Origin of the sequence: Bacillus sp. 1021 (assembly GCF_014534735.1) — a bacterium.
In the GTDB taxonomy this organism is placed as follows: Bacteria; Bacillota; Bacilli; order Bacillales; family Bacillaceae; genus Bacillus; species Bacillus siamensis.
Map to the genome: position 1 here is coordinate 762,283 of NZ_JACVSR010000002.1, position 15,538 is coordinate 777,820.

General features: G+C 46.9%; 15 protein-coding genes and 2 pseudogenes. 9 read left to right on the plus strand and 8 right to left on the minus strand.

The annotated features are described in order from the left end of the window. Positions 1-10: 10 nt before the first annotated feature. Positions 11-859: an oxidoreductase gene (locus ICW23_RS10510; protein ID WP_188154474.1), complete on the minus strand. Its 849-nt coding sequence runs from the start codon at positions 857-859 to the stop codon at positions 11-13. A 133-nt stretch (positions 860-992) separates the two neighbouring features. On the opposite strand from ICW23_RS10510, the gene ICW23_RS10515 reads away from it, so the two are divergent. The 4 genes and pseudogenes from ICW23_RS10515 to ICW23_RS10530 all read left to right on the plus strand — a co-directional run bounded on the left by ICW23_RS10515 (position 993) and on the right by ICW23_RS10530 (position 4,582). Beyond that, positions 993-2,774 carry a M3 family oligoendopeptidase gene (locus ICW23_RS10515; RefSeq protein WP_188154534.1) on the plus strand — a complete coding sequence of 594 codons (1,782 nt, stop codon included), beginning with the start codon at positions 993-995 and terminating at the stop codon, positions 2,772-2,774. A gap of 120 nt (positions 2,775-2,894) precedes the next feature. Beyond that, a complete protein-coding gene (locus tag ICW23_RS10520; protein ID WP_188154475.1) occupies positions 2,895-3,332 on the plus strand; it encodes a YusW family protein in 438 nt (145 codons plus the stop codon). A gap of 155 nt (positions 3,333-3,487) precedes the next feature. After that, entirely contained in the window at positions 3,488-4,312 is an 825-nt protein-coding gene (locus ICW23_RS10525) for an ABC transporter ATP-binding protein (RefSeq protein WP_016937987.1), read from the plus strand. Positions 4,313-4,314: 2 nt separating this feature from the next. Continuing rightward, a pseudogene (locus ICW23_RS10530) lies at positions 4,315-4,582 on the plus strand (YusU family protein). A gap of 191 nt (positions 4,583-4,773) precedes the next feature. Here ICW23_RS10530 and ICW23_RS10535 read toward each other — a convergent pair. Then, entirely contained in the window at positions 4,774-5,814 is a 1,041-nt protein-coding gene (locus tag ICW23_RS10535) for a ketopantoate reductase family protein (protein WP_064778640.1), read from the minus strand. A 13-nt stretch (positions 5,815-5,827) separates the two neighbouring features. Then, entirely contained in the window at positions 5,828-6,574 is a 747-nt protein-coding gene (locus ICW23_RS10540) for an acetoacetate decarboxylase (protein ID WP_188154476.1), read from the minus strand. Between the two features lie 121 nt (positions 6,575-6,695). Between ICW23_RS10540 and ICW23_RS10545 the strand changes: the two genes are divergently transcribed. Both ICW23_RS10545 and ICW23_RS10550 read left to right on the plus strand, forming a co-directional pair. After that, positions 6,696-7,583: a LysR family transcriptional regulator gene (locus ICW23_RS10545; RefSeq protein WP_188154477.1), complete on the plus strand. Its 888-nt coding sequence runs from the start codon at positions 6,696-6,698 to the stop codon at positions 7,581-7,583. A 62-nt stretch (positions 7,584-7,645) separates the two neighbouring features. Continuing rightward, a pseudogene (locus ICW23_RS10550) lies at positions 7,646-7,754 on the plus strand (tautomerase family protein); the annotation flags it as partial. Between the two features lie 34 nt (positions 7,755-7,788). On the opposite strand, the gene ICW23_RS10555 reads toward ICW23_RS10550, so the two are convergent. The 4 genes from ICW23_RS10555 to ICW23_RS10570 all read right to left on the minus strand — a co-directional run bounded on the left by ICW23_RS10555 (position 7,789) and on the right by ICW23_RS10570 (position 10,606). Then, entirely contained in the window at positions 7,789-9,384 is a 1,596-nt protein-coding gene (locus tag ICW23_RS10555) for an MDR family MFS transporter (RefSeq protein ID WP_016937993.1), read from the minus strand. A 20-nt stretch (positions 9,385-9,404) separates the two neighbouring features. Further along, on the minus strand, positions 9,405-9,866 hold the full coding sequence (locus ICW23_RS10560) for a MarR family winged helix-turn-helix transcriptional regulator (RefSeq protein ID WP_045926003.1): 462 nt from the start codon (positions 9,864-9,866) through the stop codon (positions 9,405-9,407). 138 nt (positions 9,867-10,004) lie between these two features. Next, entirely contained in the window at positions 10,005-10,337 is a 333-nt protein-coding gene (locus ICW23_RS10565; RefSeq protein ID WP_047477613.1) for a spore coat protein, read from the minus strand. A gap of 11 nt (positions 10,338-10,348) precedes the next feature. Further along, positions 10,349-10,606, minus strand: coding sequence for a hypothetical protein (locus ICW23_RS10570; protein ID WP_016937996.1), 258 nt, complete (start codon positions 10,604-10,606; stop codon positions 10,349-10,351). An 89-nt stretch (positions 10,607-10,695) separates the two neighbouring features. Here ICW23_RS10570 and ICW23_RS10575 point away from each other — a divergent pair, with 89 nt between their 5' ends. Next, positions 10,696-11,604 (plus strand): proline dehydrogenase family protein, encoded by a 909-nt coding sequence (locus ICW23_RS10575; protein WP_016937997.1) that lies wholly within the window; start codon positions 10,696-10,698, stop codon positions 11,602-11,604. Between the two features lie 30 nt (positions 11,605-11,634). Here ICW23_RS10575 and ICW23_RS10580 read toward each other — a convergent pair whose 3' ends face one another. Beyond that, a complete protein-coding gene (locus tag ICW23_RS10580; protein WP_076982541.1) occupies positions 11,635-11,775 on the minus strand; it encodes a YuzL family protein in 141 nt (46 codons plus the stop codon). A gap of 190 nt (positions 11,776-11,965) precedes the next feature. Here ICW23_RS10580 and ICW23_RS10585 point away from each other — a divergent pair, with 190 nt between their 5' ends. Further along, positions 11,966-14,335, plus strand: coding sequence for a 3-hydroxyacyl-CoA dehydrogenase/enoyl-CoA hydratase family protein (locus tag ICW23_RS10585; RefSeq protein ID WP_188154478.1), 2,370 nt, complete (start codon positions 11,966-11,968; stop codon positions 14,333-14,335). Between the two features lie 10 nt (positions 14,336-14,345). Beyond that, positions 14,346-15,521, plus strand: a complete 1,176-nt coding sequence (locus tag ICW23_RS10590) for an acetyl-CoA C-acetyltransferase (RefSeq protein ID WP_188154479.1) — start codon at positions 14,346-14,348, stop codon at positions 15,519-15,521. The last annotated feature ends 17 nt before the right edge of the window (positions 15,522-15,538 follow it).

Consider the following 15,538-nt stretch of genomic DNA (forward strand, 5'->3'; position numbering starts at 1 on the left):
TAATTATAATTTAGATTTCCTTGAACAGCTTTTTCTTTATGATCGATTCCCAGACGGGCCAAGAGAAGAGTGAGCGGCAAGCCAATGTCAGCTTAATGCCCCTGCCGATCGGATACCGCAGTTTCTTCAGGCGTTTCGTCTGTGCCAATTGATAAATCAGCTCCGCCACGTCATTGGGATCGCCGCTTTTGGATGCGCTCGCTTTGACGTAAGCTTCAATTTGCTGATAATAGCGGTAATAAGGCGAATCTTTTCCAGGTGCCGTAAGATGATTGGAGAGAGACGTCTCCCAAATAGACGTTTTATAGGAGCCCGGTTCTATTAAAGCGGCATTAATTCCTAAAGGCAGAAGCTCAAGACGCAGACACTCTGTAAACCCTTCAATCGCGAATTTGGAAGAAGTGTACGGAGAAAGAGCAGGAAAGGCGGTCAGTCCGCTGATGCTGCTGATGTTGATGATTTTCGCTCCGCCGTGTTTTCTCATATAAGGGAGCACGGTTTTTGTGACATGAATCAGGCCGAATACATTCGTGTCAAACTGCTGTCTGTAATGTTCCATCGGTACATCTGCAATAAATCCCCCATACGCAGTGCCGGCGTTGTTCACAAGCACATCAACCGGTCCGAAACCGCTGATGGTGTTGCCGAAGTCAGACACCGACTGCTCATTTGTAACATCTAAAGAAGCGATCGTAATATGACCGGATACACCCGCTTGGGCGGCCGCCTCTTTCAATGTTTCAGCTTTCTCCGGCTGTCTCGCTGTTGCGATGACATGATAAGACCGGGCGAGCTTCAGCGCTGTCAGCAGACCGAATCCGCTTGTCGCGCCGGTTACAATGGCAATTTTTCTGTTCAACTCATATTCCTCCCCGTTTGTTCTTATATGTTAGTGTATAACATTTAGCGGTGAGAAGGAGAAATCGTTCGGAAATATGTCAGAATTATTTTATAATGGAATCAGCTTCGGACAGAAAGGGGTAATGAAAAAGATGGCATTAGAGGGATTGAAGGAAACATGGGATTTAAACTCCATTTTTGAGGGCGGGAGCAGGTCGGAAGATTTTCAGCAATACATACAAGAGCTCAAACAGCAGCTCAGCGCTTTTCAAAAAGAGGCAGAGGCGTTTACAGTTCCGTCTCATGCTGATGAAGGCGGGGAGCTGGTCAATCTGATTGATCGGTTTGAACGGTCGGCGATCATGATCAGACAGGCGGGAGCGTTCGTCGGCTGTCTTCAGGCTCAGAACACTGATGACCAGAAAGCGAATGAGTGGAGGGCGCGGATCAATCAGCTGAGCAGTGATTTTAAATCCGCTCTGGTCACGCTTGATGATACACTTGCCCGGATTGACGAGCGGGTCTGGGAGGAACTGCTGCAAAAACCGGAACTTCAGGACCTCACATACGTTTTAAATGAAAGAAGAGACCGGATCAGAGAAAAGCTCAGCGCACAAGAGGAGAGACTGATTGAAGGTCTTTCCGTTGACGGCTATCACGCATGGGGCGACCTGTATAATGCGGCTGTCGGCAGAATGAAGATTCCGTTTGAGGATAAAGAGCTGTCAGTCGGCCAAGCGGAAAACATGATGGCGCATCCGGACCGCGGCACCAGGCGGCAAGTATTTAAAGAGCTTAACGAAGCCTGGAAGGGAGAAGAGGAGCTGTTTGGCAGCACGCTGAATCATCTGGCCGGCTTCCGAACGGAAATGTATAAAGCGCGGGGCTGGGAAAGCGCCTTGGAAGAGCCGCTTGCGATCAACCGGATGAAAAAAGAAACACTGGATGTCATGTGGCAGGTCATCACCGATCATAAAAAACCCTTTGCCGAATACCTGAATCGAAAGGCGTCTCTTTTAGGGCTTGAGCGCCTGAATTGGTATGATGTGAATGCGCCGATCGGCGAGGCGCCGAAAAAATACACATATGATGAAGCGGCCAATCTGATCGTCACCCAATTTTCCACATTTGGCAAAAAACTGTCCGCATTTACGGAAAAAGCGTTCCGCGATCGGTGGATTGAAGCGGAAGACCGCAGCGGCAAACGGGTCGGCGGTTTTTGCACCAGCTTTCCCGACAGCGGAGAATCCCGTATTTTCATGACGTTTTCAGGAAGCGCTTCAAATGTATCAACGCTTGCGCATGAGCTTGGACACGCGTTTCATCAGGAGGCCATGCTTCAAGTGCGGCAGCTGAACAGAGCCTACGCCATGAATGTCGCTGAAACAGCCTCGACTTTTGCGGAAATGATCGTCGCCGACGCCGCTTTGAAACAAGCGGAGACAAAAGAAGAAAAGCTGTTCCTGCTTGAAGATAAAATTCAAAGAAGCGTAGCCATGTTTATGAATATTCATGCGAGATTTTTATTTGAAACGCGGTTTTATGAAGAGCGGAAGCATGGCGTCGTTCCGGCTGATAAATTGAATGAACTGATGGAAGCGGCGCAGAAAGAAGCGTTTTGCGATTCATTAGGGGAATACCACCCGCATTTCTGGGCGTCAAAACTTCATTTTCATATTACGGGAGTGCCGTTCTACAATTTTCCGTATACGTTCGGTTATTTATTTTCGCTTGGAATATACGCAAGAGCTCTTCGGGAGAATGCGGATTTTGAAGAAAAATATATCGCGCTTTTGTGTGACACGGCTTCGATGACCGTTGAGGATTTGGCGATGAAGCACCTTGGAGCGGATCTGACGGAACGATCGTTTTGGGAGGACGCGGTCCGCCTTGCGGTACGGGATGTACAGGAATTTTTAGAGCTGACTGAATGATGATATAGAGAGGAACCGGCCGGAGCGATAAACAGCTCCGGTTCTTTTTTGTTCGATGAATGACAGCCGCCTCCCTTGGAAATACCTAAAAACGATCGGAATGGAATGGGAGTGAATCGCATGAAATGGATCAGGACGGCGGGTGTTTTATGTCTGGCGCTGATGCTGATTGCCGGCTGCCGATTGAATGAAGAAAAACGGAATGCGGAACAAGACAGCACGCCCGTATCATCCGCGAAGCCGGTTCCTTACAGCAGCTTTTCCCTTCGCGTCAACTACGGAGCCGGAGAGCATAACCGCTATGAAGGTTTGTATGAAAGAAAAGGCGGTCGTGAAACGGCTGACATCCAGGACAAGCTTTCAGGTGTTCACAGAGAGGGCGAGGAAGCGCTTGATGAAATGAAGATGATCCTCGGAGAACTTGCCGTAAACAGCCGGATGCAGGAAAGCGAAGTCGTCAGGCAGGTGCTCTCTGCTTTTAATTTAGACAGCCATTATGACCATTTTTATTTGAAACTGGAAAAAAGCGACGGAGAAATGACGGAAATCAAGAAATAACCGCGGTCCGCTGTTTTTTTGCCCAAAACTAATTGATAATGATATTCAGAGTCATTAATTTCTGTTACAATATAATCATGATCTCACGTTGAATGTTCAGGCAATTTGTTTATATACATAGTGTTGGGAAATACAAAAAAGGAGCGGTTAGCGGTATGAGTGCAATTTCTACAGAGACGCTGAGCTTAGGGTACGGAGAGACTGTTATCATTGACGAGTTGGATGTAGCGATTCCAAAAGGCGAAATCACTGTATTGATCGGAAGTAACGGCTGCGGAAAATCGACGCTTTTACGTTCATTGGCGCGCCTGATGAAACCGAGGGGCGGTTCTGTGCTTTTGGAAGGAAAAGCCATCGCTAAGCTGCCGACGAAAGAAGTCGCCAGAGAACTGGCTATCTTGCCGCAAAGCCCGTCAGCTCCCGAAGGCCTGACCGTGCATCAGCTTGTAAAGCAGGGGCGATATCCTTATCAAAGCTGGCTGAAGCAATGGTCCAAAGAGGACGAAGACGCAGTGGCAAAAGCGCTGAAGGCGACAAAGCTTGAGGAAATGGCCGACCGTACGGTGGATTCTTTGTCAGGCGGACAGCGCCAGCGCGCGTGGATTGCGATGACACTCGCCCAGGATACGGATATCATTCTGCTTGACGAGCCGACAACCTATCTCGACATGACGCATCAAATTGAAATTCTTGATTTGCTGTTTGAGCTAAATGAAAAAGAAAAACGGACCATCGTCATGGTGCTGCACGACCTTAATCTCGCATGCCGCTATGCTCATTATCTTGTCGCCATAAAGGATAAACAGATTTACGCGGAGGGCCGTCCCGAAGAAGTCATCACTTGCGAGCTTGTGCAGCAGGTATTTGCGATGAACTGCCAAGTCACGCAGGACCCGCTGTTCGGCACGCCGCTTTGCATTCCGCACGGGCGCGGGAGATGCATCGTGCAGGAAGCGGCTCTCACCGCCCGATTGTCATAATCATGAAAAAGGGAAGGGAACGGTATGGAAGAGAAACTGCAGCAGCAGCTGGACGGCCTGCTTGAAAAATATACGGAACTATTGCTTGGCGAAACAACCCCGGAACTAAAGGAAGAAGTCAGGCAATGGATTTTGTATACACATATCGCAAAAAGCATGCCTCCGCTCGTAAAGCATTGGAACCAATCCTACCCGGACGCCAAAGAGGGCATCAAAGCTGCGATACAGCACATTAAACAGCTCAATGAAGAGCACAGAAAAAAACAATAAAAAGCTTCCGGCATCAAAGAGAGGTGCCGGAAGCTTTTTTTGCTGAAAAGGAATCAATAAAGGCGCCGTTCAATTCATAGCGAAGAACTTTAATTTAACTAACGCACCCGTTTGTTTACGTACATTTCTTCCGCTTGTTGAACCAAGAAAAAAGGACCGCCGCAGCAATCCCTTTCTCTCTTTCCTATATATCACATTTCTTTTCGGATACTTAATAACTCTTCAAATGCTTTTATATTTGTATCAAAATTGGGCACTGTTTGAGATTCCTCGGCACATTTGACTTGTGCTACAACCAAATCATTAAAAGGTGTTGAAATTCCAGTACCTTCTGCCATTTTGGGAATAACTCCATTAATATAATCAATTTCAGTTTTGCGTTTCTTCTCAAGATCCTGCAGCATACTTGCTCTTAGCAGCCTAGATGGTGCCATGGCTGCCCTAAATGTCTGGATCCGTTCAGGAATATCATTTTCGCTTCTTAATTCCAAAGATTCTAAATCAAGGCCGCCCATTTTCGCAAATTTGACACCATTGGCGTGTCCAACCTTAATCGTCTCATCTGCGATATGAACTGCGCTGACAATGCCGATTTCATGGTCAAGAATGTCTCCGTATTCTCCATCTAATGCTGCCGATAAACCACTGAATGCATTATTGATAAGTAATTTTGACCACTTCGTCCCAACTAAATTATCGGAAATATGTGTTCCGCCGATAAGGTCTAAAACTGATTTAATACGCTGGATTCTTTCTGTTGTTTCACCATTTAATTCTCCAATTTGAAAAGCGTACTCTTTAAATTGAGTATACTCAGTTGTAAGTCTGGATACGCCTGGCTCAATAAACGTAGCACCAAATTCAACAGAACCCGCAATAACACGTTCATCACCAACGATCGAAGCAACTTTCTGTTCAGGTATACCGTTTTGCAAGGAACATACAACACTGTCATCCTTTAAAAAAGGCAGTAACTCTTTAAGAATCGAATCATTATATAATTGTTTCGTCAGAAGTAATATTAAATCATACTTGCCTGACTTGTTTTCAGGGGTAATGGCTTTCACCTTTGCTTGGAATTCCGTTGTACCAACTACTTTAGCACCTATTTGATTTAGAGTATCTACATGTTCTTTGTATGAATCAATCAATTCGACATCCATTCCGCCAGCAGACAGATATGCTCCCACTATGGTTCCTAAAGAACCTGCTCCTAAAATTGCAATTCTCAATGTAAACGTCTCCTTATTTTTCGTCTAAGTAGTTATAAACCGGCTGAGCAGCATTTAAGGTTAAATCTGTAAGGATATGAGATGCTGAAACGACTTCTAATACAGGCAAGTCTGCAAGAGGTGCCAGAGCATGTTCAAATAATTGAAGCCGCGCGGGTCCAGTCCAGGCACCTTTAACTTCTATATTCGTTATTTGCGTTCGCACCAAATCACAAACCTTTAAATCACCATTGTAATCAGTAGCCATCTTAACCATAAAATTAGGTCGGCAAATTTCCCTTTTCGCTTTTTCCTTGTCCATTTCGAAATGTTTATATCCCATAGTCGCAGTTGCCACGCGAAGACTGCCATAATCCAGTGTGCCGACAAGAGTATCAGAGTCTATATACAGCTTAGGGGCACCCAATTTCTTTGGATATGCAGTAAGTTCCCGTCCGCTTGCGATAGCTGGAAAATTGTCTACGTACATAGAATGTACATAATCCCCTTCTTCACCATTAAAGCTGACAGGGATGACTTGTCCTGCCTCTGTATAGGCACCAAGCCCGGAAACATCGGGCATCCACATCACTTCGAATTTCACTAAAGGTTCAGTAATTTCAAGAGGTTCTGGCACTGCCGCACGTAACGCTTTTTCATCCGTTCGGTAAATAATATTTAAATATTCACGGTTAACAAATTTATAATTTGGGATAGGATAAGCAGGAGCCGTTAGCGGCGTATTTAAATTTTTTGCTATATCTTTCACATCAATTTTCATTGAATGACACCCTTTCCTTTTCTTTAACTATGCTATTATCTTACATCCGCATTTACATTTAATCTAATACATAATAAGGTATATGTATATTTATTGAAATAAATAAGGGGGATGCAGACAGATGGAATTGCTGCAGCTAAAATACTTTCAGACAGTTGCCTATACTGAGCATATTTCTAAAGCAGCAGAACACTTAAAGATTGCCCAGCCTTCTTTAAGTCTTACTATAAAAAGACTGGAGAATGAACTGGGAACAGCCTTGTTTGATAGAAAAGGCAGAAATATTAAGCTGAGTTCATCAGGGGAAATTCTTTTAAAACATGTAAACAGGATTTTTACTGAAATTGAAAATGCACAAACGGAAATTCAATTGAAGGAACATCAAATTTCTGACACCATAAGAATATCTATTTCCAATCCAAGATTCCTTGCAGGACTGATGAGTGAATATATCAACCGCTCTCCTCAATCAAAAATTCTCCAAGCAATCGGAGTTAAAAGCGAGATCATCACAAGTTTAAAAAAAGGGGACATTGATTTAGGAATAACAGGTCATCCGATTCAAGATGAAGAGATAGAGAGTTGTGTGCTGGTAAATGAAGATATTGTTCTGGCTTTACCCTCAAACCACCGATTTACGGGTAAAACAGAAATTTCTTTACGTCTTGTCGCCGCTGAACCATTTATTACCCTTGCTAATAATGAGGAGTATAGAGGTTTTACAACCTCGCTTTGTGAGAAAGCTGGTTTCACCCCAAATATTGCATTTGAGGCGGATTCTCATTTACTGGTCGAGATTATAAAGCTGGATCGAGGTGTTGCGTTGCTTCCTATTTCAGTTTGCAGAACATTGGGGCTGAATTTTATAAAAGTGACTGATCACTCTGCTTCATATCCAGTCGGCTTATCTTGGATGAGACATAAGCTGTTATCTTCTTCGGTAAGAAATTTTCGTGACTTTATTATGTCGTACTATAAAGATAACGATGAAATGTTTAAGGTTTATTAAAGGGTTCCATCACTAGGGTTTTTACCCCCATTTCCTATTCACTTGTTGCGGGGTAGGTACTCCGGCTGCACGAAAAGCTGGGCGTCAGAAAAGAAGATGTGTTTATCGTCCTCTAAAGGCAATGCGGCGGAAGACTGGTCATTCGGAAACGGAGAGGCCCAGATGATATAAAAAAATCCCGCGGGATCCGCGGGATTTTTCTCTATTAAACGGCTTTCGCCTTTTCTTCTTGTTTGCCTGTTTTTTTGTTAGTCAGTTTAATTGATTTAACAAACAGCGTGAGGATTAATCCGGCAGCGATAAAGGCCAGACCTGTGAAAAACACGCTGTGAAGCGAATCCATCAGTGACGTTTTTAAAACCGGCACGATATGGGAAGAAAATGCCGCCGGAATCTGCTTAATCGATTCCTGGCTGAACAAGGATTGAAGCAGCCCTTCAGGATTCTTGTCAATCATGCCTTTAAACTGGTCGGCAAAGGCACTTGCCTGTTTCGGCAGTGAATCTAAGTAAGGCACCAGTCTGTCGGTTAGAAGGGTTCCTGATCTGGCATTCATGACAGCGCCGAGCACCGTAATGCCGAACGTTCCCCCGATCATCCGGAAAAATTGGCTTGATGAAGTCACCACACCCAGCTCTTCTTTTGAAAACGTTTCTTGCAGAGCGAGTGTGAGAAGCGGCATGACGAGCCCCATTCCCAGACCGATCACGGCCATATAGCATGTAGCCGCGAGCTTGCTTGTATCCAGCTGCAAAGTCGTTAATAAGAAGAAGCCGACGGCCATAATCAGCATGCCGATCATGATTTGCGGTTTAATGCCGATCTTATAAACCAGCTGGCCTCCGATAATACTTGTGATGATCATAGATACCATCATCGGTGTCATAATCGTTCCGGACGCGGTAGCGCTGACTCCGATAATTCCCTGCATAAAGAAAGGAACGAACGTAACGGCGCCGAACATGCCGATACTCATGAAAAACCCGATCAGATTCAGTACGGTAAACGTTCTGTTTTTAAACAGGTACATCGGCAGAATCGGCTCTTTTGCTTTGATTTCAGCGAAAATGAATCCGACAATCCCGACAAGCGCAAGCGCAAAGAGACCGAGAATCTGCCAAGACCCCCATGCATAATCCTTTCCTCCGAAGCTGAGTGCGAGCAGGAGGCTGACGATTCCGACGATCATTGTGAAAATGCCGGCGATGTCAAAGTTAATCGGCCCGGTCTGTTTTCTGCCTTGAAGTCCTCTTGCGATAAAGATGACGGCTAAGATTCCGACAGGCAGGTTGATATAGAAAACCCATTTCCAATTTAAAGAGTCAACAATCCAGCCCCCGATTTGCGGGCCGATAACAGAAGCCAGCCCGTAAATCGCCCCGAAAAGCCCTTGGAACTTGGCACGCTGTTTCCCTGTGAACAAATCTCCGATGACGATCATGGCCATCGGCATCATGACACCGCCGCCGATTCCCTGAAGTCCGCGGAAAATAATCAGTTCCGTCATGTTGCTGGCCATTCCGCACAGTGCGGAAGCTCCCATAAAAATCAATAAACCTGATACATATACGACGCGCCGCCCTAATAAATCTGCAAGTTTCCCCGCAATCGGGACGATCGTCGTCGAAGTTAAAAGATATGCCGTGGTCAGCCACGTCATCATGCTTAATCCCCCGAGGTCACCCACGATTTTAGGAATCGCCGTTCCTACGATCGTGCCGTCAAGGGCTGAGAAAAACATAGCGATAATTAAGCCCGTTATTAATAATGTGCGTTTTGGATCCTTCTGTTCAATGCTCATGCTTCGGCAGCTCCTCTTTTCTATTCGTTTTCTTTTTGGTCAGCCGCGTATTTCTCGGCGGCTTCCGCTACTTTGCGGATGATGTTCACGGACTGAATCAGTTCATCGTCAGTCAGAACGGACAGGTTTCGCGCTAATATCGCTTTTCTTCCTTCCACGACATCTTCGAATTTCTTCTCGCCTTTTTCGGTAAGGCTGATGTCGATGACACGTCTGTCCTGCTGATTATGTTTGCGGACGATCAGTCCTTTTTGCTCAAGGCGGTCGGCCATCAGCGTCACTGCGCTCGGCTTTACTTCCATGCGCTCCGCAATTTCGGAAACTTTGCAGCTCCCTTGTTTTTTTAAGCTGGCTAAAACAAATAATTGGGCAGGAGTCACCTCATGTTTTGCCATGCTTTCCATCATTTCCGGCTGTATGTTTTGCAGCAGCGTCTGAAGGGATTTTTGGATGTCAGACACATATTGATCCGCGTTTTTCATAACTCCTCCTCATCTGGTTCTTCGGGAAAATAATTAACATTAGTTAAATATAAATAAGGATTAAAGATAAGTCAATCCTTTTGTGCAAAAATAAAAAAAGGATTGATGCTTAGTGAAAACATCAAATCCTTTCTTATGTTACTGCTGGTAGGGAGACTGCTGCTGAATGGTCTGCCGGAACTTCTGATACGATTGCTGAAGCTTTTGGGTGTCGGCCGCTTCAATGGAATACCAGCCATTTTGAAACATTACATCGTATAATCTTCTCTGCGCTTTTTGTGACTCATCGAAAATCGCCTGAATATCTTGATAAAGAGACTCGTGGCTGAACTCGTGCAGGGCTGTGCAATATGAAGACGTGATATACTTTTCCGTCGTCAGCAGTTCATTCACCAAGTCTCGGTCATTCATTTGCGCCGTATTGGGCACGGGTGTTTGCGGGTTAGTGATTTTTTGATTTTGCTGTTCCATGTATTGTCCTCCTATTGCATATAGCCTGTTGTTGTCTGTCCGCCTTGAGCGGGATTCAGGTGACCCAAAATGTTTTGATAATGTTTGTGGTGCATCCGGCCTATTTGTTCAAGCTCTTGTTTTAACGTCTGATTCTGGCAGTGTTCCGCCATGAAATGCGCTTTTTTCATGGCAAGCAGATTCCAGTTCAGCATGTCTTCAAGATACAAATGGTCTTTCGTTGAGATGACGGCAGGCGGCAAATGTCCGTGCTGCTCCTGGTTATTCATATAAACGCCTCCTTCAATTCTGTTCTTCTTAGCTTTCTCTGCGACCGGGATTTCATACACGAATAAAAGAAAAAGGAGGGAGTTCGCCCTTGCTGCGGAGCATATGTTTATTTTTGTCGAAAAATAAAATGCTTACGAAATTCGCCCAGGCTTACGGCCTCCGCTTCGGCGCGGGAAGATTCGTTGCGGGGGAAACACTTCGAGAAGCAGTAAAAACGGTGAAGCGGCTGAACCAAAACGGGCTGTCGGCCTCGATAGATTACCTAGGTGAATATGCTGGGTCCCGGAAGGATGCCAAAAGGACGGCCGAAGAATGTAAAAAAGCAATCAGGGCGATCGCCGAGAATCAATTGGACTGTGAGCTGTCGCTGAAATTAACATCCATCGGTCTGGATATATCTGAGAATCTCGCCGAACAGCACATCAGAGACATATTGACGGAGGCAAAAGAACACCGCGTCCCCGTCACGATTGACATGGAGGACTATTCCAGATGCGCCCGCACGCTTGATCTGTATAAGCGGTGCAAACCGGATTTTCCGATGCTCGGCACCGTCATTCAGGCTTATTTGTACCGCGCGGCTGAAGACATCAGCAGCCTGATGCCATACAAACCGCGGCTCAGGCTTGTAAAAGGCGCATACAAAGAATCAGCGTCCGTTGCGTTTCCTGATAAAAAAGGGACCGATCTTCATTTCCAGCAGCTGATCAAGCTGCAGCTTTTGAGCGGGCATGAAACAGCGGTGGCGACACATGATGACGACATGATTTCGTATACGAAAACACTCATCAGCGAATATCAGATTCCCCGGGAGCAGTTTGAATTCCAAATGCTGTACGGCATCAGAACGGAGCGCCAGAAGAAGCTTGCTGAAGAAGGGTACAGGATGAGGGTGTACGTCCCGTACGGAACCGATTGGTACGGCTACCTGATGAGAAGAATTGCCGAGCGCCCGGCAAATGCGGCGTTTGTGCTGAAAGGAATCTTCAAAAAATAACGGCTGCCTTAAAAAAGCAGCCGCAGTCTGTTACTCCATGTTGTCTTTTTTATATTGCTGATTTTGGCTTGTCCGCTTGCCGCCGCCGTATTTTTGCTTCGGTCCCGCATTTCCTTTCATGCTTGCCGCGCTCACTGCGCCGGAAGACGGATCTTTTCTCCCTCGCACCATTCCCTTCACCTCCGGGTTTAAGTTTCCCGCCTGCGGCACGGAACATGCGGAAGCCAAAAAATTTAAAAAAATTCCATATTTGCTATTGAAGTCATCCTGAAAATCTTTTAAGATGAAAGAAGAAAAGGGTTTCATTTTTTTTGCCGAAAAAATGAATGACTATTCATTCAAAGTTCAAGGGGGATGACTCATGCACAAGTTTATAAAGAAAGCAGCCGTTCTCGGGTCAGGCGTCATGGGGTCCGGAATTGCCGCGCACTTGGCTAACATTGGAATTCCCGTCCTGCTGCTTGATATTGTGCCAAACGAGCTGACAAAGGATGAGGTGAAAAAGGGGCTGACATTAGAAAGCCCGGAGGTCCGCAGCAGACTGAGCCGATCGGCCATGCAAAAGCTGCTGAAGCAAAAACCGGCGCCGCTGACTTCAGCTGCCAATCTCGATTATATAACGGCGGGGAATTTGGAAGATGACGCGGCTGGGTTGAAGGATGCTGATTGGATTATTGAAGTCGTCGTCGAAAATCTTGACGTGAAAAAACAGATTTTCTCACTTGTTGATGAATACCGGAAACCGGGAAGCATCGTGTCCAGCAATACGTCCGGTATCTCCGTCACAAAAATGGCGGAAGGCAGATCTGCCGATTTTAAAGCTCATTTCTTAGGAACCCATTTCTTTAATCCGGCCCGCTACTTGAAGCTTCTGGAAATCATTCCGATTCAGGAAACAGATCCTGATGTATTGCAATTTATGACTTCATTTGCCGAAAATACACTCGGAAAAGGTGTCGTCATCGCAAAAGACACGCCTAACTTTATCGCCAACCGCATCGGTACGTACGGCCTGTTGGTCACGGTAAGGGAAATGCTTTCCTCCGGCTGCCGCATCGGCGAGGTGGACACGGTGACCGGGCCTTTGATCGGCAGACCGAAAAGCGCGACCTTCAGAACCCTTGACGTCGTGGGGCTTGATACATTCGCCCATGTGGCAAAAAATGTTTATGATAAAGCCGACGGTGCTGAAAAAGACATGTTTAAGCTGCCGGAATTTATGAATGACATGCTGAAAAACAATTGGCTGGGCAGCAAATCAGGCCAAGGTTTTTACAAAAAAGAAGGTAAAACAATATATGAGCTCGATCCGCTTACCATGACATACGGCGAGCGCTCGAAAATGAAGACACCCGCTTTAGAAGCCGCCAAACAGGCAAAGGGTGCCAAAGGGAAAATGAAAGCGCTTATATACTCTGATGACCGCGCCGGCCGCCTGCTTTGGAATATCACGTCGCAAACCCTCTTATACTCAGCCCGGCTTTTAGGTGAAATCGCTGATGATATCAAAGCGATTGACGACGCCATGAAATGGGGCTTCGGCTGGGAGCTCGGCCCGTTTGAGATATGGGATGCCATCGGTGTCAGAACATCAGCAGAGCGGCTTGAACAAGAAGGCGCAGAACTTCCCGGCTGGGTGAAAGAAATGCTTGACGAGGGCCATGAAACATTTTATATGAAGGAAAACGGAAGACCATTTTACTATTCAGACGGCCAATACAGGGCTGTGAAAGAAAATCCGAAACGGATCAGCCTGCAAGCGGTAAAGGAAACAAAGGGCGTGATCAGCAAAAACAGCGGCGCCAGTCTGATTGATCTCGGCGATGATATCGCTTTGCTGGAATTTCATACGAAAAGCAACGCGATCGGCTTAGACATTATTCAGATGATTGACAATGCGCTTGAGGAAACGGAGCGGAATTATAAAGGTCTTGTCATCGGAAACCAAGGCAGACATTTCTGCGCGGGAGCAAATCTTGCGATGATTTTAATGGAAGCTCAGGATGATAACTTCATGGAAGTCGATTTTGTCATCCGCCGTTTTCAGCAGACGATGCTGAACATCAAATACAGCGCCAAACCTGTTGTGGCGGCGCCGTTTGGAATGACACTCGGCGGAGGAACGGAAGTCTGTCTTCCGGCGGCACGCGTTCAGGCGGCGAGCGAATCGTACATGGGTCTTGTCGAAACCGGCGTCGGCCTTATTCCGGGCGGCGGAGGAAATAAAGAGTTGTACATGAATTACTTGAACGGCGGAAGTGAACTGATGGACGCGGCCATTAAAACCTTCGAAACAATTGCGCTTGCCAAGGTGTCCGGCTCGGCGCACGAAGCCCGTGATATGAAGATTTTGTCTGCGGCAGACCGTGTCAGCATGAATCAGGATCACCTGCTGCATGATGCGAAACAGCTGGCTGCTTATTTATATGACAGCGGATACCGCCCGCCTGCCCGCAAAAAAGTAAAAGTGACCGGGGAAACCGGCTGTGCCGCATTACTGCTCGGAGCAGACCAAATGAGAAGATCCGGCTATTTATCAGATCATGATATGAAGATTGCGAAGAAGCTGGCCCATGTCATTGCCGGAGGAAGAGTCCCGTTCGGCACGGAGGTTTCAGAAGAATATTTACTCGAGATTGAAAGAGAAGCCTTTTTAAGCCTCGCTGGCGAGGCGAAATCTCAAGCAAGAATGCAGCATATGCTGGTCAAAGGCAAACCTTTACGGAACTAGGAGGGTGTTTATGAGAGAAGCAGTCATTGTGGCCGGTGCAAGAACTCCGGTCGGTAAAGCGAAAAAAGGGTCGCTTGCAGCCGTTCGTCCTGATGATTTAGGCGCGCTTTGTGTGAAAGAAACGCTGAAACGGGCAGGCGGCTATGAAGGAAACATCGATGACTTAATTATCGGATGTGCAACACCTGAAGCCGAACAAGGATTAAATATGGCGCGGAATATCGGTGCGCTGGCGGGGCTTCCTCATACGGTGCCGGCCATTACGGTGAACCGCTACTGCTCTTCCGGACTCCAATCCATCGCTTACGGTGCGGAAAAAATTATGCTCGGCGCGGGCGACACCGTCATCGCCGGCGGTGCGGAATCCATGTCACAAGTTCCGATGATGGGGCATGTGACCCGCCCGAATATCGCTTTGGCGGAGCATGCACCTGAGTATTACATGAGCATGGGGCATACGGCGGAGCAGGTCGCCGAAACGTACGGCGTATCCAGAGAAGACCAGGATGCGTTTGCCGTCCGCAGCCATCAGAATGCCGCGAAAGCCCTTAAAGAAGGAAAATTTAATGACGAAATCGTGCCGGTTGAAGTATCGCTGACAGAAGTCGGGGATGACCATAAGCCGCGGAAAAAACAATTTACCTTTTCTCAAGATGAAGGCGTGCGTCCCGGCACATCGGCTGACGTATTGGCAAAGCTCCGTCCGGCTTTTTCTAAAACGGGGACCGTGACGGCGGGGAACTCTTCACAAACGAGTGACGGCGCGGCGGCAGTCATGCTGATGGATCGCGAAAAAGCTTCGTCGCTCGGATTGGCGCCGCTAGTCAAATTCCGTTCCTTTGCCGTAGGCGGCGTTCCCCCTGAGGTCATGGGGATCGGTCCGATTGAAGCCATTCCGCGGGCGCTCAAGCTTGCCGGACTCGAATTACAGGATATCGGGCTTTTTGAATTGAATGAGGCCTTTGCTTCACAGGCCATTCAAGTCATCAGATCGCTGGGGATAGATGAAGAAAAGGTGAACGTCAATGGGGGCGCTATCGCGCTCGGACATCCGCTCGGCTGCACGGGGACGAAGCTGACCCTGTCACTCATACATGAAATGAAACGGAGAAACGAGCAATTCGGCGTGGTGACGATGTGCATCGGAGGCGGCATGGGCGCTGCCGGCGTATTTGAGCTCATTTAAACAAAGGGGGAAACAAA

What these genes read in the sequence shown, in the direction of transcription:
- ICW23_RS10560 (WP_045926003.1), bottom strand. Translation starts at nt 9,866, where the DNA reads ATGAAAAACGCGGATCAATATGTGTCTGACATCCAAAAATCCCTTCAG.
- ICW23_RS10540 (WP_188154476.1), bottom strand. Translation starts at nt 6,574, where the DNA reads ATGAAAATTGATGTGAAAGATATAGCAAAAAATTTAAATACGCCGCTA.
- ICW23_RS10515 (WP_188154534.1), top strand. Translation starts at nt 993, where the DNA reads ATGGCATTAGAGGGATTGAAGGAAACATGGGATTTAAACTCCATTTTT.
- ICW23_RS10590 (WP_188154479.1), top strand. Translation starts at nt 14,346, where the DNA reads ATGAGAGAAGCAGTCATTGTGGCCGGTGCAAGAACTCCGGTCGGTAAA.
- ICW23_RS10570 (WP_016937996.1), bottom strand. Translation starts at nt 10,606, where the DNA reads ATGAATAACCAGGAGCAGCACGGACATTTGCCGCCTGCCGTCATCTCA.
- ICW23_RS10545 (WP_188154477.1), top strand. Translation starts at nt 6,696, where the DNA reads ATGGAATTGCTGCAGCTAAAATACTTTCAGACAGTTGCCTATACTGAG.
- ICW23_RS10525 (WP_016937987.1), top strand. Translation starts at nt 3,488, where the DNA reads ATGAGTGCAATTTCTACAGAGACGCTGAGCTTAGGGTACGGAGAGACT.
- ICW23_RS10580 (WP_076982541.1), bottom strand. Translation starts at nt 11,775, where the DNA reads ATGGTGCGAGGGAGAAAAGATCCGTCTTCCGGCGCAGTGAGCGCGGCA.
- ICW23_RS10555 (WP_016937993.1), bottom strand. Translation starts at nt 9,384, where the DNA reads ATGAGCATTGAACAGAAGGATCCAAAACGCACATTATTAATAACGGGC.
- ICW23_RS10585 (WP_188154478.1), top strand. Translation starts at nt 11,966, where the DNA reads ATGCACAAGTTTATAAAGAAAGCAGCCGTTCTCGGGTCAGGCGTCATG.
- ICW23_RS10520 (WP_188154475.1), top strand. Translation starts at nt 2,895, where the DNA reads ATGAAATGGATCAGGACGGCGGGTGTTTTATGTCTGGCGCTGATGCTG.
- ICW23_RS10565 (WP_047477613.1), bottom strand. Translation starts at nt 10,337, where the DNA reads ATGGAACAGCAAAATCAAAAAATCACTAACCCGCAAACACCCGTGCCC.